The 24,017-nt window shown below is 60.8% G+C and carries 19 protein-coding genes; 9 read left to right on the forward strand and 10 right to left on the reverse strand.

From position 1 onward, the window contains the following. Position 1: 1 nt before the first annotated feature. Both AC2A04_RS13165 and estDL136 read left to right on the forward strand, forming a co-directional pair. Positions 2–904 carry an NAD-dependent epimerase/dehydratase family protein gene (locus AC2A04_RS13165; protein WP_484212805.1) on the forward strand — a complete coding sequence of 301 codons (903 nt, stop codon included), beginning with the start codon at positions 2–4 and terminating at the stop codon, positions 902–904. A 29-nt stretch (positions 905–933) separates the two neighbouring features. After that, a complete protein-coding gene (gene estDL136 / locus AC2A04_RS13170; protein WP_484212806.1) occupies positions 934–1,866 on the forward strand; it encodes a chloramphenicol hydrolase in 933 nt (310 codons plus the stop codon). Positions 1,867–1,995: 129 nt separating this feature from the next. On the opposite strand, the gene AC2A04_RS13175 is transcribed toward estDL136, so the two are convergent. The 7 genes from AC2A04_RS13175 to kce all read right to left on the reverse strand — a co-directional run bounded on the left by AC2A04_RS13175 (position 1,996) and on the right by kce (position 9,536). Beyond that, a complete protein-coding gene (locus AC2A04_RS13175; protein WP_484212807.1) occupies positions 1,996–2,889 on the reverse strand; it encodes an HpcH/HpaI aldolase/citrate lyase family protein in 894 nt (297 codons plus the stop codon). A gap of 12 nt (positions 2,890–2,901) precedes the next feature. Then, complete coding sequence (locus AC2A04_RS13180) at positions 2,902–4,083, reverse strand: acyl-CoA dehydrogenase family protein (protein ID WP_484212808.1); 1,182 nt, start codon at positions 4,081–4,083, stop codon at positions 2,902–2,904. Between the two features lie 61 nt (positions 4,084–4,144). After that, positions 4,145–4,912 carry an enoyl-CoA hydratase/isomerase family protein gene (locus tag AC2A04_RS13185; RefSeq protein ID WP_484212809.1) on the reverse strand — a complete coding sequence of 256 codons (768 nt, stop codon included), beginning with the start codon at positions 4,910–4,912 and terminating at the stop codon, positions 4,145–4,147. Then, positions 4,912–6,180 (reverse strand): acetyl-CoA hydrolase/transferase family protein, encoded by a 1,269-nt coding sequence (locus tag AC2A04_RS13190; RefSeq protein WP_484212810.1) that lies wholly within the window; start codon positions 6,178–6,180, stop codon positions 4,912–4,914. The genes AC2A04_RS13185 and AC2A04_RS13190 overlap by 1 nt, the downstream gene beginning before the upstream one ends. After that, entirely contained in the window at positions 6,177–7,031 is an 855-nt protein-coding gene (locus AC2A04_RS13195) for an SDR family oxidoreductase (protein WP_484212811.1), read from the reverse strand. Before AC2A04_RS13195 ends, AC2A04_RS13190 begins: the two co-directional genes overlap by 4 nt. After that, the gene (locus AC2A04_RS13200; RefSeq protein ID WP_484212812.1) at positions 7,028–8,611 is read right to left on the reverse strand and encodes an acyl-CoA synthetase; all 1,584 of its coding nucleotides are present in this window, start codon (positions 8,609–8,611) and stop codon (positions 7,028–7,030) included. The genes AC2A04_RS13195 and AC2A04_RS13200 overlap by 4 nt, the downstream gene beginning before the upstream one ends. Next, complete coding sequence (gene kce / locus AC2A04_RS13205; protein WP_484212813.1) at positions 8,598–9,536, reverse strand: 3,5-dioxohexanoate:acetyl-CoA acetone transferase; 939 nt, start codon at positions 9,534–9,536, stop codon at positions 8,598–8,600. The genes AC2A04_RS13200 and kce overlap by 14 nt, the downstream gene beginning before the upstream one ends. A 125-nt stretch (positions 9,537–9,661) precedes the next feature. Between kce and AC2A04_RS13210 the strand changes: the two genes are divergently transcribed. Genes AC2A04_RS13210 through AC2A04_RS13230 form a run of 5 tightly spaced genes read left to right on the forward strand, consistent with a single transcriptional unit; the run spans position 9,662 to position 14,595 of the window. Next, complete coding sequence (locus tag AC2A04_RS13210) at positions 9,662–10,261, forward strand: TetR/AcrR family transcriptional regulator (protein ID WP_484212814.1); 600 nt, start codon at positions 9,662–9,664, stop codon at positions 10,259–10,261. Next, the gene (locus tag AC2A04_RS13215) at positions 10,258–11,730 is read left to right on the forward strand and encodes an acetyl-CoA carboxylase biotin carboxylase subunit (RefSeq protein ID WP_484212815.1); all 1,473 of its coding nucleotides are present in this window, start codon (positions 10,258–10,260) and stop codon (positions 11,728–11,730) included. The genes AC2A04_RS13210 and AC2A04_RS13215 overlap by 4 nt, the downstream gene beginning before the upstream one ends. Continuing rightward, positions 11,730–12,227, forward strand: a complete 498-nt coding sequence (locus AC2A04_RS13220) for an acyl-CoA carboxylase biotin carboxyl carrier protein subunit (protein ID WP_484212816.1) — start codon at positions 11,730–11,732, stop codon at positions 12,225–12,227. The genes AC2A04_RS13215 and AC2A04_RS13220 overlap by 1 nt, the downstream gene beginning before the upstream one ends. Then, positions 12,224–13,837, forward strand: coding sequence for an acyl-CoA carboxylase subunit beta (locus AC2A04_RS13225; RefSeq protein WP_484212817.1), 1,614 nt, complete (start codon positions 12,224–12,226; stop codon positions 13,835–13,837). The genes AC2A04_RS13220 and AC2A04_RS13225 overlap by 4 nt, the downstream gene beginning before the upstream one ends. Further along, positions 13,834–14,595 carry an enoyl-CoA hydratase/isomerase family protein gene (locus AC2A04_RS13230; RefSeq protein ID WP_484212818.1) on the forward strand — a complete coding sequence of 254 codons (762 nt, stop codon included), beginning with the start codon at positions 13,834–13,836 and terminating at the stop codon, positions 14,593–14,595. Before AC2A04_RS13225 ends, AC2A04_RS13230 begins: the two co-directional genes overlap by 4 nt. Here AC2A04_RS13230 and AC2A04_RS13235 read toward each other — a convergent pair. From AC2A04_RS13235 to AC2A04_RS13245, 3 genes are all read right to left on the reverse strand, one after another. Next, on the reverse strand, positions 14,572–15,366 hold the full coding sequence (locus AC2A04_RS13235; protein ID WP_484212819.1) for an NAD(P)H-dependent oxidoreductase: 795 nt from the start codon (positions 15,364–15,366) through the stop codon (positions 14,572–14,574). The genes AC2A04_RS13230 and AC2A04_RS13235 overlap by 24 nt on opposite strands. A gap of 85 nt (positions 15,367–15,451) precedes the next feature. Continuing rightward, on the reverse strand, positions 15,452–17,533 hold the full coding sequence (locus AC2A04_RS13240) for a TonB-dependent receptor (protein ID WP_484212820.1): 2,082 nt from the start codon (positions 17,531–17,533) through the stop codon (positions 15,452–15,454). Between the two features lie 623 nt (positions 17,534–18,156). After that, a complete protein-coding gene (locus tag AC2A04_RS13245; RefSeq protein ID WP_484212821.1) occupies positions 18,157–20,625 on the reverse strand; it encodes a TonB-dependent receptor in 2,469 nt (822 codons plus the stop codon). 266 nt (positions 20,626–20,891) lie between these two features. On the opposite strand from AC2A04_RS13245, the gene AC2A04_RS13250 reads away from it, so the two are divergent. Together AC2A04_RS13250 and AC2A04_RS13255 are read left to right on the forward strand one after the other, a co-directional pair. Beyond that, positions 20,892–21,518 carry a TetR/AcrR family transcriptional regulator gene (locus AC2A04_RS13250; protein ID WP_484212822.1) on the forward strand — a complete coding sequence of 209 codons (627 nt, stop codon included), beginning with the start codon at positions 20,892–20,894 and terminating at the stop codon, positions 21,516–21,518. Positions 21,519–21,780: 262 nt separating this feature from the next. Continuing rightward, positions 21,781–24,015, forward strand: coding sequence for a TonB-dependent receptor (locus tag AC2A04_RS13255; RefSeq protein WP_484212823.1), 2,235 nt, complete (start codon positions 21,781–21,783; stop codon positions 24,013–24,015). The last annotated feature ends 2 nt before the right edge of the window (positions 24,016–24,017 follow it).

The raw sequence follows: 24,017 nt of genomic DNA on the forward strand, positions 1-24,017 counted from the left end.
CATGAAAGTTCTCGTTATCGGCGGCACGGGTGCCCTTGGCGGCCATGCGGCGCTTCATCTTGCAGCGAGCGGTCACGATGTGACGATCAGCGGTCGCGGCAACGGCGCACCGACCGGCACCGCGCTGACCGGACTTGGCTTTCTCCAAGGCGATTTCGTGGCAGGCGATTTTACGCCAGACAAGCTCAAGGGCTTTGACTGGGTCGTGTTCGCCGCGGGCAACGATCCTCGGCATGTCCCTCAGGGCGAAGACTTCGCGGCATGGCTGCACAAGGCCAACCATGTTGCGCTTCCGGCCTTTTTCGCCGCAGCGCGCGAAGCCGGCGTCTCCCGCGCGATCCAGCTGGGCAGCTTCTACCCTCAGGCCGCGCCGGAATTGGTCGAAGGCAACGTCTATATCCAGTCGCGCCTTGCGGCGTGCGAGGCTGCGCGGGCCGAAGGCCGGGATGGCTTCGACGTCATCAGCGTCAACGCGCCTTTCATGGTTGGCACCGTAGCGGGCCTGCCTTCGGCTATCTTCGAGCCGTACGTACAATGGGCCAAGGGCAATATCCCGATCCCGTTCTTCGCTCCAACGGGCGGAACGAACTTCATGTCTTACCGCTCCCTATCCGAAGCGATCGAAGGCGCGCTGTTGCGGGGTGAGCCGGGCAAAGCCTATCTCGTTGGCGATGAAAACCTTTCGTTCCGCGAATACTTTCAGTTGTTCTTCGATGCTGTAGGCAACAAGATCGAGCTTGAAGAGCGGGACGAGGAATTGCCGTTGCTGCCCGATGTGGCCATTCCCCAAGGTCGCGGAAACTACATTTCATTCGAGCCCGATGCTGCCGAAACCGCGTTACTCGGCTATCGCCGCAAAGACGTGGCTGCGGCCGTGGCCGAAATCGCCGCGCAGTTCGGTTGAGGCCGACTGCTTTCAGGGAGAGTTCGACGATGGCGCTTAATCCGCAGGTGGAGGCATTGCTGGGCATTTTCGCGCAAATGCCGCCGATCGACTATGCAGCGATCTCGCCTGCGGAACTGCGGGCGGCTAATCGCCCGCTCTCGATGGGGGCACCCCCCCCGGTTGCGAATGTCCGTGACTTCGCGATCGCACTTCCAGGTCGCACCATCGGTGCGCGCCTCTACACGCCCGTAGACGCCGATACACCGCTCCCCCTCGTGCTGTTCTACCATGGCGGGGGCTGGGTTATTGGCGACCTTGAAACTCACGATGGCACCGCGCGTGCTCTTGCCCGTGCAAGTGGGGCTGCGGTGCTTGCCGTCGATTATCGCCTGGCTCCAGAGACGCCTTTTCCCGGCCCGCTGGACGATTGTCACGAAGCGCTGCTCTGGGCTCGCGAAAATGCCGCGGAACTGGGAATCGATGCCGGTCGAATCGCCGTGGCAGGCGATAGCGCAGGCGGCAATCTTGCGGCCGCTGTCGCGATACGCGCGCGTGATACCAATGGGCCCGGAATTGCCCACCAACTGCTGATCTATCCCGTAACCGATGCCGATTTCGGCAACGGTTCCTACAGTGCAAGTGGCGAGGGCTACTTCCTGACGACCGCGATGATGCGATGGTTCTGGAAGCAGTATGTCGGCGACGAGAGCAATCCGCATTGGGAAGCGGCAATTCTCCGGCACCCGGACTTGAAAGGTCTGCCGCCCACCACGGTGATCGTTGCCGAGTTCGATCCCTTGCGGGACGAGGGACTGGCTTATGCCGAGGCGCTCGGTGCGGCTGGAGTCCCGGTCAGGACCATGCGTGCACCAGGCATGATCCATGGCTTTTTCTCGATGTACGAGGCCGTGCCGGACGCCATGCCTTTCATAGATGCAGCCGGAGCCGAGCTGCGAGCGGCATTTGCTGTCGGACGGTAGCGCCGTCAGACTGCCACGAACGGGTTGTTGGCAGCGATTGCCGCAAGGGCACGCGTGGCAATCGAGACGACTGAAAAGACGCAAGGTGGTGAGGCCATAGTGGTCATCACCTTGCGCTCATTTCCGAGGCTACTGACCTACTCGTGCAAGAATGTTCTGCGCCCGCACAAGATGCGGGCGGTCGAGCATAACCCCGTTGAGGCCGATCGTTCCCAGGGTAGGATTGGCCTCGAATAGGGCGACGATCTCGCGAGCCTTCGCAATTTCGTCGTCCGATGGCGTGAAAGCCGCATTTATCGGACCGACCTGTGCGGGATGTATCGCAATCATCCCGCCAAAACCCGCGCGTCGCGCGATACCTGCCAGATCGACGAGACCCGCTTCGTCGCGAAAATCGCCGTGCATGGTCTCCACCGCAGACACCTGCGCAACGCCGGCGCCCACGAGGCACATGGACCGCGCAAACTCGTACGTCGTGGTGTATCGTCCATCGGCGTCACGATTGGACAGCGCGCCCAAGGCCGTACCCAGATCCTCGGCCCCCCAGGTCATTGCCGCCAGTCGGTCCAAGCCGGCATAAGATCCGGTCGCCAACAGTCCTTCGGGAGTCTCGGTTGCGACCACGATGATCCCGGTCGATCCCGCAGGCAGGGCAAAGGCTGCCTCCAGCGCCGCAAGATAGTGATCGAGCAGTTCAACGTCGGCACGGCCACGCGGCTTGGGCAGCATGACGCCGCCCGGTGCGCCTGCCATGATCCCTGCAAGATCGGCCAGAGCATGTGGCGTCTGGACAGGATTGATCCTCACCCATAGCCGATCGCGCTGCGCGATGTTTGCCTTGAGAAACGCAAGGACGTTGCCCCGGGCGGCATGTTTCTCCTGCTCGGCGACGGCGTCTTCGAGATCGACAAGGACGATGTCGGCCTCCGAAGCCAGCGCCTTGTTCATTTTCTTCTCGCTGTCGCCGGGCGCGAAAAGCCAGGACCTGGCGCGACGGCCGAGCGCGATCGACGAATGGGTCATAGGTCCGGTTCCTCAGCGCAACATTTCGCCGGCAATGATCATCTTGCGGATTTCCGTGGTACCCGCGCCGATCTCGAGAAGCTTCGATGCGCGATAAAGGCGATTCACCTCGGTTTCGCGCATGTACCCGATCCCGCCGTGGATCTGGACAGAGTCCGAAACCACCTTGGTGCACGTTTCTGCGGCATAAAGAATTGCTGCGGCGGTCAGCTTGTGAATTTCGCCGCGGCCTCCCTCGTCTTCACCGACGGCGTTTGCTTCGGCCAGGACGCGGTAGCAAAAAGCCTTCATCGTTTCGACGTTGACGTACATTTCCGCAAGCTTTGCCTGCACCATCTGGAATTCGCCTATGGTCTTGCCGAACTGCTTGCGCGTCTTGGCATATTCCACCGCCAGATCGAGCGCGCGCTCGGCCATGCCGACGTTGATCATCGCGACAATGGCGCGCTCGAGGTCGAGCCCGCTCATCACGATGCCCACGCCCTTGTTCTCGATCCCTACGAGATTGGCAGCGGGAACGATGCAATCGTCAAAGACGAGTTCGGCCGTCGTCGACCCGCGGAAGCCCATCTTGTCGAGCTTCTGCGCGACTGCAAAGCCCTTGAAGCCCTTTTCGATCACGAAGGCGGAAATTCCCTTTGCGCCAGCCGCCTTGTCGGTGAGTGCATAGACAAGGAGGACATCGGCAACGGGGCCGTTGGTAATGTAGAGCTTGCGCCCGTTGAGGATGTAGTTTTCGCCGTCACGCCGCGCCGTGGTCGCCATCGATCCGAGGGCGTCGGAACCGGCACCGGGTTCGGTCAATCCGAGGGCGCCGATGAGGGAGCCATCGCACAGGCCGGGAAGGTAGCGACGCTTGATATCTTCAGAACCGTTGCGCGCGATGTTGTTGAGGCACAGATTCTCGTGCGCGACATAGCTGAGCGCCAGCGCATGATTCCAACGCGCCAATCCCTGCGTGATGAGCGCCGAGGTCATGAAATCACTTTCGGCCCCGCCAAAGGCAGCCGGTGCCGTAACGCCCAGAAAGCCGACGCCGCCAAGCTCCTTCATGACGTGCTCGGGCCACCATTCATCGTCATCCATGCGCTGCTGCAGCGGATGAAGCCGATCCTTGGCGAACCTGTCGGCGGTATCGAGAATTTCCTGCTGGTCTGCACTGAGCGCGAAAGCATTGAAATGCGAATTAGACATGGCATCATCTCCTGACGCAGCGGCGTCGCTGAATTTCAAACGGATTGGTGTAATTGCGGGATCATCGCCCCTTCCAGACCGGTGCCCGCTTCTCCGCGAAGGCCTTTGGACCTTCCTGGGCATCCTCGCTGCGATAGGCCGTTTCCCACGCTGCCCGCGCCGATCGCAGGGCAGCCGTACGACCCATTTCTGTAGCCAAATAAACGGTTTCCTTGCCGGCAAGGACCGATAGCGGGGCGTTGGCGTTGACAATGCGCGCCAACTTCATCGCCTCTTCCAGCAAGGCATGTGGTTCAGCGAGGCGATTTACCAGTCCAACCTCATAGGCGCGTTGGGCGGATATCGGTTCGCCGGTCAGGATGATCTCCATCATGATCCTCTGCGGCAGCATATGGATCAGGGGAGCGGCCCATGGCGAACCTCTGCCGACCTTGGCTTCGGTGATGGCGAAACGGGCGGATGTCGAGGCAACGCAAAGATCGCATGCCTGGGCAAGCAGCCACCCGCCAGCGTATGCCACGCCATTGACCGCAGCGATCGTGGGCTTGGTCAGCTCGATGTTGTCACCTGGCACCGGGAACATGTCGCGTGGCGGCACGACCAGCTTCATTTCGGCCATTTCCTTGAGATTGCCGCCAGCGCAGAAGGCCTTGTCACCGCTGGCAGTGAGAATGGCCACACGCAGATCGGGATCGCGTTCGAACCGGTCCCATGCTGCAAACAGGCCTTCGCGCACATCCCGCCCCAGCGCATTGCGCGCCTCGGGGCGGTTGATGGTCAGGACGGCAATGCCCGGCTCCGGAACCTCGAACAGAACTGCGTCGCTCATCAGTAACCTCTTTTCATCAATGTTGCGGCCTGCTCTTCCAGGCTTTCGCGACTTTCGGGGTGGGCAATGGCGATCATCGCCCGCGCACGCTCGGCAAGCGAAAGGCCTCGAAGACGGGCCGCGCCGAATTCGGTGACGATGATGTCCACTTCGGTGCGAGCCGTAGTGACCGGCCCTGAAAGACTGGCGACAATCCTCGAACTGTCCTTGGCCATCGACGGCAGGGCGATGATCGAATGTCCGCCGGGGGCACGTGATGCACCGCGGACATAATCGACCTGCCCGCCGGTGCCGCCCAGATATGCGCTGCCCGCCGTCTCGGCATTGACCTGTCCGGTGATGTCGACCTCGATTGCCGAATTGATCGAAACCAGTCCCGGAAGACTCGAAAGGATGCCCTCGTCATGCGTTACGGCGGAACTGGCGAGGAGAATGGCAGGGTTCTCGTGCGCAAGCGCGTAAAGTCTTTCGCTGCCGATAAGAGCGCCTGTCACCGAGACACCTTCCCAACCGATGTGGGTGGCGTTCGTGATCACGCCGCGCTCGATGAGGTCGGCAAATCCGTCACCGATCATGCCGCTGTGGACGCCCAGATCGCGCCTGTCTCCGATAAGCTGGGTAATCGCGTCGGGCACGGCACCGATGCCGACCTGCAATATAGCCCCGTCGTTTATGAACGGTGCAATATGGCCAGCGATGCTGCGATCAAGATCACTGATCCTGGAAGGCGCGACCGTTGCTGGACGCCGATCCGTTTGTATGGCGACATCAATGGCCTCTGCCGGGAGCATCGTGGTGCAGTTGGTATGCGGGACGCCCTCGCTCACTTCGGCGATGACGATCCGCGCCTTTGCGACGGCGGCCGCGACATAGTCGGCTATCACGCCTAGGCTGTGGCAGCCCGTGGAATCCGCCGGCGACACCTGGATGAAGGCGATATCGCAGGCGATTTCCCCCCGGGAAATCATATGGCCGATCTGGCCCACATGGCAGGGCACGATTTGCAGGACGCCGGCCTTTGCCAGGCTGCGCAGACTCCCGATCGCACCCATCGATCGTACCGTGATGGCATCGGCATGGTCCGGCTGCAGCAGCCCCGTGAAGCTGGTGCCGGTGAATAACGAAACGCCGCCCAGGGCATGTCGCTGCGCAATCAACGCCTCGATGAGCGTGACCGGTTCACCGCAAGCCTGACCGCAGACAATCGCATCACCCGGCTTGATCCAGCGCGAAAGATCCAGCGAATCTGCATCGATCCATTCGGTCATATGGCGTCCACCTTGAAGTAATCCGGCTTGGCGATCGTCCACTGATCACCCCAGATCTGGTTGCCTCCGTCGACATGGACGACCTCTCCGGTCATGAAGCTTCCTGCCGGACCGCCGACGAAAAGTGCGGCATTGGCGATCTCCTCGACTTCGCCGAAGCGCTTCATGACATTGGTCCGCGTCATCGCCTGCACCGCTTCGGGAGCATAGGCGTTCATGCCTTCGCTCGAGATCAGGCCAGGTGCGATGCAGTTGACCCGAATATTCAGCGGCGCCCACTCGACGGCAACCGTCTTGCTGAGCGCAATGACCCCGGCTCGCGCAGCGGCAGTATGGGCAACCCCAGGCATCCCGCGACCAACCACGGCGACGATGTTGACAACCGATCCCCCTACGCCGGCGTCACGCCAGCGTCGCGCGACGGCCTGCATCATGTTCCAAGTGCCATTGAGGTTGGTGTCGATCACGGCGTTCCAACCTTTGACCGGAATGTCGATCGCATGGCTCGGAAACTGCCCCCCTGCATTGTTGATCAGCAGATCGGGTGCGCCAAAGCGGTCCCAGACAGCGGCAAACATGGTGTCTACAGCTTCTGGATCGCGGATGGTCAGGGCGTGGATCATGGAGGGCCTGCCGTATCGCGCGATGGCTTCTGCCGTGGCTTCGAGCTTCTCGATCTTGCGCCCGCACAGCACGACGTTTGCTCCCAGACGAGCGGCCCAATGGGCCATTCCCCGGCCGAGCCCGGTTCCTGCCCCCGAAATGACCACCGTGCGTCCTTCGAGATATCCCTCGCGAAACGCCGTGGGCATCGCCGACAGCTGCTCGTCGGTTCTTCCATAGTCTGTCATACGATGCTCCGGTCCTGGCCGTCCCAATAGGGTCTGCGCAGTTCGCGCTTCAGGATCTTGTTGGCGGGAGAGAGCGGGAATTCCCCTTCCCAGAACCCGACAGATCGTGGAACCTTGTAACCGGCGATCAGCGCGCGGACATGGCCGATCAGTTCGTCCGCCGTCACCTCGGCTAAATCGTGAAGCCGCACGATGGCATGGACGGCCTCGCCCCATTTTGCATCGGGGATTCCGATCACGACTGCCTGGCGTACCGCCGGATGGCTGCAAAGTGCGTTCTCGACTTCGGTGGAATAGACGTTCTCGCCGCCGGAAATGATCATGTCCTTGACGCGGTCGACGACGTAAATGAAACCGTCCTCATCCATTCGGCCACCGTCGCCGGTGTGCATCCATCCGCCCCGCAGTGCCTGCGCCGTTTCCTCCGGACGGTTCCAGTAGCCCAGCATCGTTGTTTCCGAACGAACGATAATCTCGCCGATTTCGCCGCGCGGGAGCTCGCGATCGTCTTCGTCGACGATGCGGATCTGGATCCCCGCCATGGCGCGGCCTGCCGCACGAAAGCGCCCCTTGTCCTCGCCACGCAGAAAACGGTCGTGCAGCACCGCGCAAGTCGGAGAAAGCTCCGTCATGCCATAGCATTGTACCAGCGATGCGCCGGGGAATGATTCAAGCGCGCGCTCCAGCAGTGCCTCGGTGATCGGGGCCGCGCCATAAAGGATCGTCCGCATCGAGGAGACATCCGTCGTCGCGAAGTCCGGATGCTCCATCAGCATCTGGATGACCGTCGGAATCAGCAGGCTCTCGGTCACGCCGTGCTGCGCGATCAGCCGCAAAGCCTCGCCGGGCTCCAGTTGCGACATCAGTACCGCAGTGCCGCCACTGCCCATCAGCGAAACAGTTGGCCAGGTGCCGGCCGCATGGAACATCGGCCCATTGACCAGAAACACGCTGTCCTCGCGCAGGAAGCCTTCGGAGTAGCAGGCCGACGCTTCGGTAAGGACATTGCGATGCGTGATCATCGCCGCCTTCGAACGTCCGGTCGTGCCGCCGGTATAACCCAGCTGGAAGACATCATCCCCGGCCCGTCCGGCGTCCTCGGCGGGTTGGCAATCGGCAATCAGCGCTTCATGGAACGGCAGCCCGGCAATGTCTTCGTCAAGCGCGACGACCGGCATACCGGGTGCGCCCATCGCGAGCCGCCTGCCCATGTCCTCCATGCGCTTATCGACAAACAAGACTGCCGGGCTGCAATCCTGCATGGCGTCTGCCAGTTCGGCCTCGGACCAGCGCCAGTTCAGGGGCACGACGATTCCCCCGGCGTGCGGGATGGCAGCCAGCAGTTCGGCATAGCGGTCGCTCGTCAGCGCAAGGACAGCTACCCTGTCGCCGCGCTTTACGCCCAAGCCGGTCAGAGCACCGGCCATGCGCGCGGCGCGGTTGGCAAAGGCTGCCCACGTCCACTGGCGGTCACCGAAGATCGTGGCCGTTCCCCGCCCATTGACCTGGACCGTTCGCGAAAGCATCGCCGAAAGCCCTATCGCTGGTCGCACTGCCAATGCCACTTCAGAAGCCGACATTATTCGCTCCCTTGAGCTGAAGGATTTCGCGCGCTTCGGCCGGCGTCGCGGCCTCGCGCCCCAGCCCCTCGATGATCTGACGCACGCGGCTGACTTGCGCGGCGTTGGAGGGCGCAAGCTGGCCCCGGTCGAGCCAGAGGTTGTCTTCCAAACCCACGCGGACATGGCCGCCCATTGCAGCAGCCTGAGCGGCAACGCGCATTTGCGCCTGGCCCGCGGCAAGGACCGACCAACGGTAGTTTTCCCCGAAAAGTCGGTCGGCGGTGCGCTTCATGTGCAGCACCTCTTCGGGATGCGCACCAATGCCGCCCAGCAGGCCAAAGCAGGTCTGAATGAACAGCGGTCCGTCTACCAGACCCTCTTTCCAGAAGTAGTGCAGGTTGTGGAGATGGGCGGTGTCATAACACTCGAATTCATAGCGCGTGCCGGTCGCGTTCAGCGTTTCAAGTGCGTAGCGTATATCCTTGAAGCTGTTGCGGAACACGAGGTCGTGGCTCGCCTCCAGCATTTCGCGTTCCCACTCGTGCCGGAATTCGCGATAACGGTTTAGCATCGGGAACAGGCCGAAGTTCATCGAACCCATGTTCAGGCTGGCAACTTCGGGCCGCCAGACCTGTGCAGGTTTCACACGATATTCCACTGGCATATAGGGCGAAGCCCCAGTCGTGATGTTCACCACCACATCGCAGGCCTGCTTGATCAGCCTGAGAATAAGCTCGAAATCCTCGGGCGTATGTACCGGCCTGCCATCTTCGGCGTTGCGCGCATGAAGGTGGACGATGGCTGCCCCAGCCTGCGCTGCCTCGATCGCCGATTGGGCAACCTGTTCTGCAGAGATGGGCAAGTACGGTGACATCGAGGGGGTATGGATCGACCCCGTCACCGCGCAACTTATAATGGTTTTCTGGGAAGTTAGCACACTCATACCCTCTCCCGATCATTTCAGAAAGTCGGTGTTGACTTGAAGATGAATGACATTCATTGTTCTGTCAACAGCCAGATGAATCGGGTTCATTAAATTCTGGGACGAAGGATCGGAGAAGGGGACGGATGCCGAAAGTATCGCCAAAACATCTGCAGGACCGGCGCGATGCGATCGTCAGGGCCGCATCCGTGGTTTTCTCGGAAAACGGGTTCGACCGCACCTCGATCGGCGACATTGCGCGCATGTCCGGGACCAGTGACGGGCTGATCTACCGCTATTTTAACGGCAAGCGGGAGCTGTTGTCGGCTGTCCTTGAGACCTTCTACGGCGAGGTATTGGCGGAGAGCACCGCCGCGATCGCGGCACAGGCAGATTATCCGCGCAAGCTCCGCGCCCTGATCGAACAGCATATCCGGGTGTTCACCCGCGACAAGGACATCTGCCGCCTGTTCATCGCGGAAGTGCGCAACATGGACGATTACATCGGATCATCGGCGCAGGCCCTTAACCGCCGATACACCGCATTGCTCTCGCCGATTCTCGAGGCCGGGATCGCCGAGGGCAGGATTGCCGCGAATATCGACCGCAAGCTTGTCCGCGACATGCTGTTCGGCGGCATAGAGCATATTGCCTGGCGTCACATCAGCGCTGCTGCCGAAATTGATGTTCCAAAGGTCGCCGCTTTCGTCACGACCACCTTCCTGGGAGGCTTGTCAGCCATATGACCGCCCTTTTCGAATCCGTCCTTGTCGCCAATCGTGGCGAGATTGCTGCACGGGTCCTGCGCACGGTCCAGCAACTGGGCATGCGTGGCATCGTCGTCTACCACGCCGCCGACCGCAACACGCCTGCCGTGCTGATGGCCGACCTTGCCATCGAAATCACTGGCAGCACGCCGGTCTCTGCCTATCTCGACGGTGCACAGATCGTGCAGAAGGCGAGCGCCGCCGGCGCATCGGCCATTCATCCCGGCTATGGCTTCCTGTCGGAAAACGCTGGATTTGCGCGCGCCGTGGCCGATGCCGGAATGGTGTTCGTCGGCCCCTCCCCTGAAACGATCGAACTGATGGGTGACAAGGTCCGCGCACGCGCCTTCGTTGAAGGCAACGGCTTTCCCGTCGCACCGTCGGCCATCGAGGACGACGATCCGGCAACGTTTATCGAACGGGCCCGCGCCGTCGGCACACCGCTGTTGATCAAGCCTTCGGCAGGCGGCGGTGGCAAGGGCATGCGGATCGTTCGCGATCTTGCCTTGCTGGAAGAGGAAATAGAGCGGGCCCGCAGCGAAGGCTTGCGCTATTTCGGAGACGGGCGGCTTTATGTAGAGCGCTACATCGAACAGCCACGCCATATAGAGGTGCAAGTTCTCGGCGACGCGCACGGCAATGTGGTCCACGTCCATGAGCGCGAATGCTCGATTCAACGCCGCTTCCAGAAGATTATCGAAGAAAGCCCCGCCCCGGGACTGCGTCCCGACGAACGTGCAAAAATCTGCGACATCGCAGCGGGCATCGCCAAGGCTGCTGGCTACTGCAATGCCGGCACCGTAGAGTTCATCTACGGCGGCGGCGAATTCTTCTTTCTGGAAACCAACACCCGGCTTCAGGTCGAGCACCCGGTAACCGAAGAAGTGACGGGTATCGATCTGGTGGCCGAGCAATTGCGGATCGCCGCAGGCCTGCCGATCGGGCGGTCGCAAGCGGAGATCACGACCCAGGGTCACGCAATAGAGCTACGCCTTTATGCTGAAGATGCGACACGCGATTTTGCTCCGACCACCGGCCCGATCCTCGCATTCCGACCGCCGCAGGGAGTGCGGGTGGATGCCGGGGTGGTCGAAGGCGGTGCCGTTACGGCAGCCTTCGACCCGATGATCGCCAAGGTCATCGTCCACGGCAAGGATCGCGCCGAGGCGCTGGATCGCGCAGACGCAGCACTGGCAGAACTAGTCGTACTGGGTTGCCAGACAAACGCAGGTTACCTGCGTCGGCTCATTGCGGACGCCGATGTGCGCGCCGGCAATTTCCATACCGGAACCATAGCCGAAAAGCCGGATCTGGCCAACGAACCGGATCTGGATACCGCCGCGAAGGCCAGGATTCTGGCGGCTGTCTCGTTGGCATTGCGGCCCGTGCGCGATGCTGCCGAAGCCGTTCCGCTTCTCCACGCAACCATTGGCGATTGGCGAAACTGATGCAGCATATTCTTACCATTGACGGTCATCCCGCCGAAGCTTGGCTCTCGCGGACCGCCCACGGATTCTCTCTGCTGAGTGACGGGAAGAGCCACAATGTCGCGCTCACGCTGGAAGGCGATGGCAGAGGCATGATCCGGGTCGACGGAATCGACCATTCTCTTGTCATGGTCACGCGCGGAGACGCCGCATGGCTGCACATCGACGGTGCGTCCCACGAGGTGGTGCTGCACGACCCGGTCCTTCACCATGCCGGTGAAGGCAGCGGTACTGCCGATGACATCATTCGCGCACCGATGCCGGGTGCAGTCATCGCCGTGCAGGTCGAGACCGGCTCTGTCGTCCGTGCAAACGACTCGCTGATGATCATCGAGAGCATGAAACTCGAAACCGTCATCAAGGCGCCGCGCGACGGTATCGTCGAAATCGTCGGCTTCTCCGCAGGCCAGTCGTTCGACCGTGACGCCGTGCTCATCCAGCTGATCAAGGAAGATTGACCATGGGCCAACTGCGTTCGCAGATTGACACGCGATCTGAACAATTCGCGCAGAATGCTGCGCACAATCGCGCACTTGCCGAAGAGTTGCGCCGACGGCAGCACGAAGTCCGCAACATAAGGCCGCAACGCGACATCGATCGGCTTGCGCGGCAAGGGAAGATGATGCCCCGCGAGCGCCTCAAGCTTCTGCTCGACCCTGGAACGCCCTTCCTCGAGTTTTCGACGCTTGCGGCAAACATGGCCTACGATGGTGAATCGCCGGGTGCCAGCCAGATCACCGGCATCGGCATCGTCTCCGGACGGGAAGTGGTCATCCACGCCGACGATTCCAGCGTGAAAGGCGGTGCGTGGTATCCGCTCTCGGTCAAGAAGATCGTGCGCGCACTGGACATCGCCATCGAGAACCGGCTGCCGATGATCCATCTGTGCGATTCCGCCGGTGGCTTCCTTCAGCTCCAGCGTGAATTATTCGCCGACCGGTATTATGCCGGACGCATCTTTCGCAATCAGTCGATCCTGTCCAAGATGGGCGTTCCACAGCTCTCGGTAGTGCTCGGCCACTGCACCGCAGGCGGTGCATATATCCCGGCGTTGAGTGATTACAGCGTGATCGTGCGCGGCACGGGAGCAATCTTTCTGGGCGGACCGCCCCTGGTCAAGGCAGCCACCGGCGAGATCGTGTCGGTAGAAGAACTGGGTGGCGCCGACATGCACACGACGGTGTCAGGCACCGCGGATTACCCCGCCGCAAGCGAGACCCACGCCCTTGCACTGGCAAGGGAAATCGTCGGCCGGTGGACCAGGCAGCCCAAAGCCGCGGTCGACCTCCGCACGCCCGAAGAGCCGGTGTACGACCCCGACGAACTCTATGGCATCCTTCCGCGCGACAGCCGGACGGTATTCGACATGCGCGAGGTCATCGCGCGCACTGTCGATGGCAGCCGTTTCCATGAATACCAGCCAGCCTACGGCCCCACGCTTGTCTGCGGATTTGCCCATATCTGGGGCCAACCCGTTGGAATTCTCGCGAACAACGGCGTGCTGTTCAATGACAGCTCTCTCAAGGGCGCACACTTCATCCAGCTGTGCGACAAGAACCGAACTCCACTCCTGTTCCTGCAGAACATCACCGGCTTCATGGTCGGGCGCGAATACGAGCGCAGGGGCATCGCCAAGGACGGAGCCAAGCTGATCATGGCCGTCTCGGGCGCTTCGGTCCCGAAATTTACGGTCAATTGCAATGGAGCCTTCGGCGCAGGTGTCTACGGCATGTCGGGGCGTGCCTTCGATTCCCGCATGCTCTTCAGCTGGCCAGGGGGCGGCACGTCGGTGATGGGAGCCGAACAGGCGGCAAACGTCCTCAGCGAGGTGAAGATCAGACAGCTTGAGCGTGAGGGCCGCAGCCTGACCGAAGCTGAGATTGCGGCGATACGCGACCCGGTGCTCGAGGATTACAAGCGCGAGCAAAGCGCCTATTACGCCACCTCGGAAATCTGGGACGATGGCATCCTCGATCCGGTCGATACGCGCAACGCACTCGGCATCTGTCTCTCGGCCTCACTCAACCAGCCGATTGCCGAGCCCGGTTATGGGGTATTCCGGCTTTGACGCAGCTTGTCCGCCTGCTTTCAGACGATGGCGTGGCCCGCATCACGCTCAACGATGTAGCGGGCCGCAATGCAATCAACCTGGCCATGGCAGAGGCCCTCTGCGACGCAGTTTCGGAAGCAACCGGAGCGGCCAGTACGCGAGCGATAATTCTCGATGCTGAGGGTCCCTATTTCTCGGTAGGGGGCGACCTTCGCGAAATGCTGCACGCGGGCGATGCGATCGAGGCGCAGGTCGCGGCGATCGCGCGCCCGGTAAATGCGGCGCTGCGGGCTCTCATCGAAAGTCCGAAGCCGGTAATATCCGTGTGGAGTGGCATGGCTGCAGGTGGCGGCGGGGGCTTTGCGCTTTGCGGTGACCTTATCATTGCCGGCCGTTCGGCGCGTCTGACTCCGGGCTTCACCCGTTCGGGCCTTTCACCCGATACCGGCCTGACGTGGCTGCTGCCACGCCAGCTGGGCCACGCAAGGGCGTTTTCGATTCTTGCACTGAACCCGGTAATCGACGCGCGCATGGCACTCGACCTCGGCCTCGTGAACGAAATCGTCGATGACAGTCTCCTGCAAACCCACGCGCTCGAATTGGCTCGGACTCTTGCAGCCATTCCGCCTTATGCAGTTGCCGAAACGAAGCGCCTGCTTCGCGCCGCGATGAACACGCCTCTCCCGTCGCATCTCGAAGCGGAGGGCTGCGCCATTGCCGGATGTGCCGGACAATCAGAAACGAGACGTCGCCTAGAGGTCTTCCTCAGCCGCTGAGCGAGCACGATCCTGCACGTGGATCGAAAAGCCGCTTGCGTTCGCATTCCGGTTTTCCAGAACGCCCCGCCGGTAATCGCCACCGTTTTCATTGCGGTAGGCGATGACCGGCGCATCCAGGATGCCCAGCAGCGCCGCCGCGTATCGGTCTGCTGCCTCGCTTGCCTCGTCCATGGCCAGTCCCGAAGCCCCATGGACAAGAAAAGGTTCGACGACCGTGGCGCCGGCGTAATGCAGGATTCCATGATTGATCGGAAACAGCAGATCATGCGCCGGGCCATGGATACCATAAGGGCCAAGGTGCGCCTCCTTGGCTCCCGTCGTCACGGCCAGGATGGCATGCTTTCCTTCGAGAGGCCCTTCCCCATACCGTCGCCACCCCTGCCCGTCTGCGCGCGGCACGCCGATGGCAAACCCCGAACAGAAGACCCGGTCCACCCAGCCTTTCAAGATCGCCGGCATTCCGAACCACCAAAGCGGGAATTGCAGCACGATAACGTCTGCCGCCCGGAGTTTTGCCTGCTCAGCGAAAATGTCGGCCGATAGCCTGCCGCAATCATAAGCCCGCCGCGAAGCCTCGTGACAGATGAGCCTCGAACCATCGTCGCACCCAACGTCCGACGCATCGAGAACGGCCTTGAACCCCATCCCATAAAGATCGGACTGCGCCACCTCGTGGCCCGCAGCTTCCAGGCGCTCCACGGCTCGATCGCGCAGATAACCATTAAGCGAGCGCGGCTCGGGATGGGCAAGGACGATCAGGTAGCGCATTGTCCATCTTCGACTGTTCCACATCTTCCGGCCGGTCCGTGCATTTGCTGCTCGGCACCGGCCGGAAAGACGGACGCGAAAGACCTCAGTCCAGCCGGAACTTGACCTGAAGCCCGACGCTGCGGCCTTCCTCGATCGTGCGCAAAATGAATGTCTGAGCGGCATTCAGCGGCGATATGAAACCGTCGAACTTCTTGTTCAGGAGATTGCGGCCGTAGATCGAGATCTCGACCCGGTCGTCCGACAAAGAAACCGCCAGGTTGCCTGAAAGGATTTGCCGCTTGACCGCATAGAACGCGTTGGAGTCGGTCGCAGGCGTCCTGCCGCGATAACCGTAGTTCACGTTGGCTCGCAGCGTCGCATCTTCCATGAACTGCTTTTCGAGCATCACGCCCACATTATAGGTCCACTTAGACAAGCGCGGCGGCACCAGCGCATAGTCCTTCGCGTCGATCTTGCCGTCGCCAGTCAGGTCCAGCTTGATGTTCTTGTATTGCGGATCGACATGGCCGAGGCTCATGTTGAACGTAAGTCCCTCGACCGGTGCGACGATCGCCTCGAGTTCAAGGCCCTTGTAGCGGGCGTCGGTGGCATTGAAGACGGTCTGGATGAGACCCGTCTCAGGCGGCAGGGCAGTGATTACGACATCGCGCTGCAGATCGGTGATGTCGTTAATGTAGAACGCGCCGTTCAGGCGCAGCTTGCGATCCAGCAGATCGAACTTGAAGCCTGCCTCATAGGCCTTGATCTTTTCCGGCTCGTAGGGAGGCGGATAGCTGCCGCTTGTGTTGCGGACGTTGTATCCGCCGTTGCGCACACCCTGGCTGTAGCTGGCGTAGACCAGCGCGTTATCGGCAGGCTTCCAGTTCAGGCCGACCTTTGGTGTCCAGGCGCTCCACCGCTTGCTTCCGGTAAAGATCGGAACGTTCGACAGCGTGCATGTCTTGGTGTCATAGCTGCAGTTGCTCAAACCCGCACCAGTGGGCTGCCGATCGATCTTGGCGCGCTTGCGCTCGGTGCTGTAGCGGATGCCGAACGTAGTCGAGAGGGTTGGCGTGATGTCGAACTCGCCTTGCGCGAAGACGCCGAACGATTCCTGCCTGATCCGGCCACCGAAGGTGCGATTGACCGCGAAATTGGAGGCAATGCGGTTCTCGATGTACTGGTAGTCCTGATTGAAATAATAGATGCCGGTGGTGAAATCGAGCCGATCGAAGAAGCGGCCAGCATAGCGCAACTCGTCCGAAAACTGCTCCTGATCGAGATAGGTACGGAAGTTGATGACCTGCAACGGGGTGCCGTCATCCAAACCGGAATCCTGCAACAAGGTGCGGTAATTGGCGATGTTGGTGATCACGCCATCGCCTAGGCCCACTTCGATATTGGTCTCCGAAGTCGCCGATTTCCAGTCGATCTTCGTATAGCCCGGATTGTCAACATTGATCTGGAAACCGCCCTGGTTGCGATCCGCCAGGTTTTGGACCGGGGTGCCGTCGCCGCGCAAGCGCCCCTTTTCCAGAATGAAGGTCTGCTCAAATCCGTCGACTGGCTCGAAGACGAAAGTCGGACGGACGAACCAGGTCTTTTCCTTGCCGAAAGGCTTGCCGGTTCGTTGATTGGTAAACCAGCCTTCGTCGTTGCGATAGTATCCCGAAAGTTTGGCGCGCAGGCCTTGACCCAGCGGACCCTCGACGCTCCCTGCGACCGAATATTCCGGTCCGGTCTCGATACTAGCCTGCCCCGTAGCCGCAAAGGCATCGCCCGGCCTTTTGGTCCGGATCATGACCGCCCCGCCCGTCACATTGCGTCCCTGCAAGGTGCCTTGGGGGCCACGCTGGATCTCGACGCTCTCGATGTCGAAAGTGTCGAGCACGATACCGAAATTGGTTCCAAGATAGACGCCATCGACGAAGAACCCGACCGCCGGTTCGATCGAGGGAATGCTGCTGTTCGTGCCGATGCCGCGGATGCTGGCTGCAACGACACCGCGCAGCGTTCCGAGGCCACTGAGTGACACAGATGGCACCGAGGCGCCCAGATCTGCCACCGTCACCACATGCATGGCTTCAAGCTGTGGCGCTCCAAGCGCACTGATAGCCAGCGGCACGTCCTGCACCCGTTCTGCGCGGTTCTTCTTTTGCGCAGTCACGATGATGTCGGCCAGCATGCTCGATGAACCCGGATCTCCGGCTTCGTCTTGCGGCGATTGACTGACGGAATCCTGGGCTTGTGCTGCCGACGCGGTGCCAATTAGGCACGCCGTCGCAATGCCTCCCATGAGCGCGCCTGCAAATTTGGTTCGCCGATTAATCATTGGAATACCTCCTGCTATCCTCGCCCGCGCAGCCGAGTTCTTCGACTCGGTCGCTTCTGCAGCTAATGAAACATATTTCTACCCACGGGTCAAATCTATGACCCATGGGAATAAACTCGTTCGGCAGATAGCCGATTGCGGGCGAAACGCCACGTGAACTGGAGACTGACTTGTGCCAGCTCGTGCTGAAATCATCATCTCGGCGCGAGTGATCGGAGCCGCCCCCTACCCTACTGCCCGTCGGCCCCGATAATGGCGGGTGAGCCTCCTACCGGCCTACGGCTGCTTCAAGCTTCTTGTCATTGTGAGGCGAGGCGCAGGGCGCGTGCAGTAGTGGCGGGCTTGATCAGCAAGTGCTCCTGACGCCCTGGGCAAGCGCATTTCATGCGCGGTCTGCGATGTGATCAGTGTCTCGCAAGGTAAAAAGGGCCTGACCGCCGCCCAGTGGGCTGTTGAGGCGGCGGTCAGGCTGCAAATCAGAACCGCACGCCCATTTCGAAACCGAACGTCCGACCGATGGCTGGAAGAGCCGTATTGATGCCGATGATCGGACCAAGCGCGATGCCACCGGTAAAATAATTTTCGTTCGTCAGGTTTTTCACATAGCCCGCAAGAGAGACTTGCGAGCCGGCAATGTTGTTCCATTCTGCGCGACCGTTGATCAAGGCGTAACCCGGCAAGCGCGCTCCGGGTACGATCGATCCGGTCAGATTGCTGTAGAACGAGTGAGTCTGCCCGAAGACATCGCCACGAAGGACCAGTTCCCCGCCGTTCGCAAGGTTCTTGTTCAGGCGAAAATAGGCCGAACCAACCCATTCCGGCGTATCGGCATAGGGTCCGAAGATAAGCGTGGCATTGCCGACCTGGGCACGGGGATCGGTGTAGCGTGCATCGGTGTAGGCGACTTGGCCTCCCAACCTCAGCCACTCGGCCGGAGCAATGGTCACGTCGGCCTCAACACCGCGAATCCTGACCTTCTTGACGTTGCCTGTGACAGAACTGAGTTCGATGTAAACCGCGCGGATCGCGTTGCTCACCTCCTGGTTGTAGATGGCAAGGTTGGCGCGCAGGGGCATGGTACCCAGGTAACCGGAATACTTCGCACCGAACTCGACATCCCAGGTGGTCTCCGCCTTGAAGCCGTTGCTCACGCCGTTGGTTGCCGAGGTGCCGTTGAACCCTCCGGTACGCCAGCTTCCACGATTGACGACATAGAGCAGAAGTTGAGGCGTAGCCTGCCAGTCAAGGCCGATCGTCCAGCTAGGCTTGGACTGCGATATCTTTCCTCCCGGAACCCCTAGAAGGGCGTAGGAGCTGTCTGCCCGGTGGACCAGTTCCACTTCTTCCCGCGTCCAGCGAAACCCGGCGTTTGCGGTAAGAGTGTCGGTCAGCTTGAAGCCGATCTGTGCGAATGCCGCCTTGGAAACATCCTTGACCTTGAAGGCATATCCGCAGGAGACATCACCCCTGATGGTATATCCGGGGGGGCAGGCGGTGGCAGGCGTCGCGATGATGGTATCGGTGAAAAGTGAAAGCGGGATGCTCTGCCGCTGAACCTGGTTCGAATAGTAGACGCCCGCGATATAAGTCAGCCGCTTGTCCATCGCGGTCCCCGAAATCTGCAACTCGTTCGACAGGTCGCGATTGCGGAATTTCAAACCCTCGTTCTCGCCTATGCCGAAACTGCCGACATTGAGCACCTCGAACGGGCTGCCGTCGTCATCGACGAGATTGACCGATCGAACATTGTTGTAGCCGAAAATATTCTTGATGGTAGCAGTGTCCGAGACTTCGAACGTCGTGGTGTTGGTCACCGTTTCTGCATTTGAGGCATAGACCGGGCGGATATTGGTGATCACCTCGCGGAAGCCAAGCGTCGGCTCAATATTGTCGAAGTAATCGCGAATGCCCTGCGTGACGCCTAGGCGAGTAAGTTCGGCATAGGCGCTGGGCGTGAAAAGCGGGTTCGGCATCGTGCCGCCCGATCCGTCCGGGACATTGAGCGGAGTGTTGTAGATTGCGTCAGCCGTGCCGTTGAGCGCCGCGCCGTTGGGGCCGGTACTGCCCAGCCGGTTGAAACTCTGCAGTTTCAAAGATGTACTTTCGCCCCGGCCCGAACTTACCTGGACCGTCGTGACATTCTTGACAGACACAGATGGCTTGAGCAGCAGCGTCCCGCGAATGCTTTTGGAATTGATCGAGCCGTAGGACTCGTCAAACTGGCGGTTGTATTGCCAACCGTCCCGCTGCTGGAAACGACCTGCAATTCTCAATGCTCCGACCTCACCGAGCGGGAGGTTGATCGCGCCTTCGGCTTCCTTGTTGTCGAGGTTCCCGTAGCCGACACGAAGATATCCGCCAAATTCGTCATCCGGTTGTTGGGTCTGGTACAGCACAGCGCCGCCCACGGCATTGCGGCCGAACAGAGTGCCTTGCGGTCCCTTGACGACCTGAATGGATTGCAAATCGTAAAAAGCACTGGACGCAACGCCGGTAATCTGGGTCTCATTGAAGTATGTCAGGACGGATGGGGCGCTGTAAGAGAATGCGTCGAGCGTCTGGCCACGAAGCGCAAAAGCAATCTGCTCGGACGAGTTGGTGGTCCGCGCAGTAAGTCCCGCTGCGACGATCTGCAGATCATTTTCATTGACGACGCGTTGCTCGGTGAGGTCACGAGCCGAGAGCGCCGTCACCGCCACCGGAACCTTCTCAAGAGACTCCGATGTGCGTCGCGCCGTCACGACGATCGCATCGATATCCGAATGCGCATTCGCGACCGAACCTTGCGAACTTTCTTTGGTCTCTGTGGTTTGAGCAACGGCTGGCGACGTGGCGATGCTTGCAGCCACCGCAAGACCTGATACGAACTTTTGTGAAGTGAATTTCATGTTTTCCTCCCCAAAGGAATATTTGAAATCTATTTTCTTGGTAACATCATTATTCAAAAAAGGATCAATGTTTGGGGCGCGCGAATTATACTGAATATTTTTTTGGCGCGCTTCAAGGCAAGCAGACTTCAATGCGAAATCGCTCGTCGACTTTCTGAGGTTCGGAGTCCGACCTTCAATGACACTCTCTCGTCAAGCCCCATCTCAGCAGGGCTCTTGCGCGGCAATCTAACTGATTCTACCCGTCAGTCAATTAGTTCACTCGCGATAAGAATCTAGACACGTAACACGTTTTGCGCAATGTGGCTGCCATAGGAGCGGTCATGCCAACGTCGAGAAGCCAACAATCCTGGAAAGATATCAATCTTAACAAGGATGAGCAGTTTCGCCTGAAAAGAATTGCTGTTATTCAAGAAGCAGCCCGTGCCTTTAAAAAGAAGGGTTACTACAGTACTTCTCTTGAGGATATTGCGAACGCCCTTGGTGTTACGAAGGGAGCTTTATATTATTATATAAAGAGCAAGAAAGAAGTACTCTACGAGAGTCACCTTCTTGCAATTGATATTGCAAGAGAAGCGGCGGAATTTGCGACGACGCAATCGGATTCCCCTCGGCAGATCATTGCCACGATGATCCGTCGCTATTTCGAATTATCGACGAGCGAAAAGGGCGTTCCTGCTGTTTTGACCGAATTCGACGCGCTTGATGCCGATATGCTCAAGGTGATTGCTGCAAAGCGCGCCGAAGTGTCGAAATGGTTCCAGGAGATTGTTGCGAGGGGCATCGCAGACGGTTCGCTTCATGCCACAGACGCCAATCTCGCGACCATCTTTGCGTTCGGATCGATCAACTGGATGGCCCATTGGTTCAATCCCGAAGGCCCGTTCACCGCAAAGGACGTTGGTGATGCCTTCGCGCAATTCATTCTCAAGGGCCTTGATGCGCGCTGAATTCATAGATGGTGCAAGCGCATTGCCGTCAGACAAGGCTTGACGCGAATTTTCCGGGTTCAAGACGTGGACAGGGCCGAGCCTGCATCTTGGCCCAAGGCCCACGTGAAGCGCTTCCCGATGTCATGCTTTTACTCATGCTCCCTATCAAGTCGAAGTGTTATGATCGGGCCCGCATAAGGGTTCACCGCATGCTCCCGGTTTACAGGCCCGCAAGTGCGCCGGGCCTAGGGCGAGGCCCAAGGATCATTCCGGAGCCGCCATGTCCAGCTACCCCAGGGCCCTGCTGCCCTGCGCTCTACCGCTCGCCTTCGCCCTCACCGCCACGCCCGCCTTCGCGCAGGCGCCCGACCTGGCCGAGGAGCCTTCCGGCGAGATCGTCGTCACCGCGCAGAAGCGGTCCGAACGCGCCGCCGACGTTCCCGTTTCTCTTTCGGTGCTGGGCAGCGACGCGCTCGAAGCCGCGCGCCTCACCCAGGCCGACGACCTTGCCGCACGCGTGCCCAACTTGCGCTTCAGTGCCACGGTAGGCGAAAACACCCCGATCTTCGCCCTGCGCGGCGTGTCGATGTCGGATTTCAGCCTCAATCAGGCAGGGCCCGTCGCGGTCTATTACGACGAGGTCTACAAGGGCAACTTCGCCTTCCTCGGCCTCGGGCTTTACGATCTCGAACGCATCGAGGTGCTGCGCGGGCCGCAGGGCACGCTTTACGGCAAGAACACCACCGGCGGCGCGATCAACTACATCGCGGCCAGGCCCGTCTTTGCCGATGAAGGCTATCTTGAAGTCGGCCTCGGCAACTATGCGCGTGCCGAGGCCAGTGGCGCACTGAACGTGGTCCTCGCACCCGATCTCGCCGCGCGCTTGGCCTTCACCGCCGCCCGCGCCGATGGCTGGTTCCGCAATCGCCTCCCCGGCGGCCCGGACCTTTCGGCAACCCGCGAATACGGGTTTCGTGGATCGCTCCTGTGGCAACCATCAGATGCTGCCGAACTCACGCTGCGGCTTGCCACCAGTCTGCAGAACCCGACCAACTACGCCAACTACTCCGCCCCCGGCGCGGACGGCGTCGGCGCGGGCGTCTACGAGGTCTACGGGCAGGGCAGCAGCTATTTCCGGGACGGCCTCGGCATACGCGAGGTCGAGTCCAACTACACCCCGCGCCGCCACGCACGCACATGGTCTGCCGCGCTGACCGGCACGTTCAGGCTCACAGAGGCGCTTACCCTCACCAGCGTGACCGGATGGGACAAGGGCAGCCTGTTCGTGCCCGAGGATACCGATGGCAGCCCGACCCGCGCGCTCGAAATTCCCTACACCGATCGCGGCACGCAATTCGCCCAGGAACTGCGCCTCACCTTTGACGGCGACGGCCCGCTCAGCCTGATCATTGGCGCGCATTACCACCGCGAGGACCTGTTCAACGCCACCGACCTCAACTTCTGGACCGATCTCGATGTTGACGGCAACGGCCGCGTGAATGTCGACGATTGCACCGCCAACGCCAGCCTGCTGGCCTGCGTCATCTCCAACCGCTTCGATCAGAAAAAGCGAAGCTACGCGCTTTACGGCGATGCCCGCCTCGGGCTGACGGACCGCACCACCCTGCGCGGGGGCTTGCGCTTCACCCGCGATACCGGCGCGCAACTTGGCCTAGCCTCGGAGATCCGCGGCGTGGACGGCCAGTTCGTCGCCACGCTGATCGCGCCCACCGACCGTCGCTTTGCCAGCAGCAACCTGTCGGGCAAGATCGGCCTCGATCACCGTCTCGACAATGGACTGCTGCTCTTCGCCAGTGCCAGCCGGGGCTATCGCGCCAGCGGCTTCAACGCGCAGGCCTTCTTCGACGCCTCCGAGGCCGGCGTCGCCAAGCCTGAAACGATCACCGCAATCGAAGCCGGGGCCAAGCTTGGCGGGCGCGCGCTGTCGCTCTCGCTGTCCGGCTTCCACTACCTCTACCGCAACCAGCAGTTCCTCTCGGTCGACCCGGCCGATGCCACACAGACGCTGGTCAATCTCGATCGTTCGCGCATCTATGGTGCCGAGGCCGAACTCGAGGCCCACCCCACGACGCGCCTGTCGCTGCAATTCGGCGCAGGCCTGCTTCACGCCCGCGCCACGAAGGGAACGATCAGCGGGCTCGACGTCACCGGGCACACCCTGTCCAACGCGCCCGCGCTGACGGCAAACGCCGCTGCCGACTGGACCGCCTTCGATAACGGCATCACCCGGGCCACGCTGCGCGCCGAGCTTGCCTATACCTCGGCGCAGTTCTTCGAGATCGTCAACATCCCGCGCCTGCGCCAGCCCGGATATGCGCTGCTCGGCGCGGGGCTTGACCTTGCCCACGGCGACTGGACCCTGTCGCTATGGGGCCGCAATCTCACCGACAGGACCTACTTCACCTCGCGCATCGACCTTTCGGGCTTCGGCTTCGACTACAACCACGTCGGCACCCCGCGCACCTTCGGCGCCAGCGTGAAGCGGACGTTCTAGAT

The organism is Novosphingobium sp. HNCC26DJ243 (assembly GCF_057180545.1).

Coding starts and splice junctions, on each gene's coding strand:
- AC2A04_RS13240 (WP_484212820.1), bottom strand. CDS start 17,533: ATGCTGGCCGACATCATCGTGACTGCGCAAAAGAAGAACCGCGCAGAA.
- estDL136 (WP_484212806.1), top strand. CDS start 934: ATGGCGCTTAATCCGCAGGTGGAGGCATTGCTGGGCATTTTCGCGCAA.
- kce (WP_484212813.1), bottom strand. CDS start 9,536: ATGAGTGTGCTAACTTCCCAGAAAACCATTATAAGTTGCGCGGTGACG.
- AC2A04_RS13175 (WP_484212807.1), bottom strand. CDS start 2,889: ATGACCCATTCGTCGATCGCGCTCGGCCGTCGCGCCAGGTCCTGGCTT.
- AC2A04_RS13180 (WP_484212808.1), bottom strand. CDS start 4,083: ATGTCTAATTCGCATTTCAATGCTTTCGCGCTCAGTGCAGACCAGCAG.
- AC2A04_RS13190 (WP_484212810.1), bottom strand. CDS start 6,180: ATGACCGAATGGATCGATGCAGATTCGCTGGATCTTTCGCGCTGGATC.
- AC2A04_RS13185 (WP_484212809.1), bottom strand. CDS start 4,912: ATGAGCGACGCAGTTCTGTTCGAGGTTCCGGAGCCGGGCATTGCCGTC.
- AC2A04_RS13235 (WP_484212819.1), bottom strand. CDS start 15,366: ATGCGCTACCTGATCGTCCTTGCCCATCCCGAGCCGCGCTCGCTTAAT.
- AC2A04_RS13195 (WP_484212811.1), bottom strand. CDS start 7,031: ATGACAGACTATGGAAGAACCGACGAGCAGCTGTCGGCGATGCCCACG.
- AC2A04_RS13250 (WP_484212822.1), top strand. CDS start 20,892: ATGCCAACGTCGAGAAGCCAACAATCCTGGAAAGATATCAATCTTAAC.
- AC2A04_RS13220 (WP_484212816.1), top strand. CDS start 11,730: ATGCAGCATATTCTTACCATTGACGGTCATCCCGCCGAAGCTTGGCTC.
- AC2A04_RS13255 (WP_484212823.1), top strand. CDS start 21,781: ATGTCCAGCTACCCCAGGGCCCTGCTGCCCTGCGCTCTACCGCTCGCC.
- AC2A04_RS13165 (WP_484212805.1), top strand. CDS start 2: ATGAAAGTTCTCGTTATCGGCGGCACGGGTGCCCTTGGCGGCCATGCG.
- AC2A04_RS13210 (WP_484212814.1), top strand. CDS start 9,662: ATGCCGAAAGTATCGCCAAAACATCTGCAGGACCGGCGCGATGCGATC.
- AC2A04_RS13200 (WP_484212812.1), bottom strand. CDS start 8,611: ATGTCGGCTTCTGAAGTGGCATTGGCAGTGCGACCAGCGATAGGGCTT.
- AC2A04_RS13215 (WP_484212815.1), top strand. CDS start 10,258: ATGACCGCCCTTTTCGAATCCGTCCTTGTCGCCAATCGTGGCGAGATT.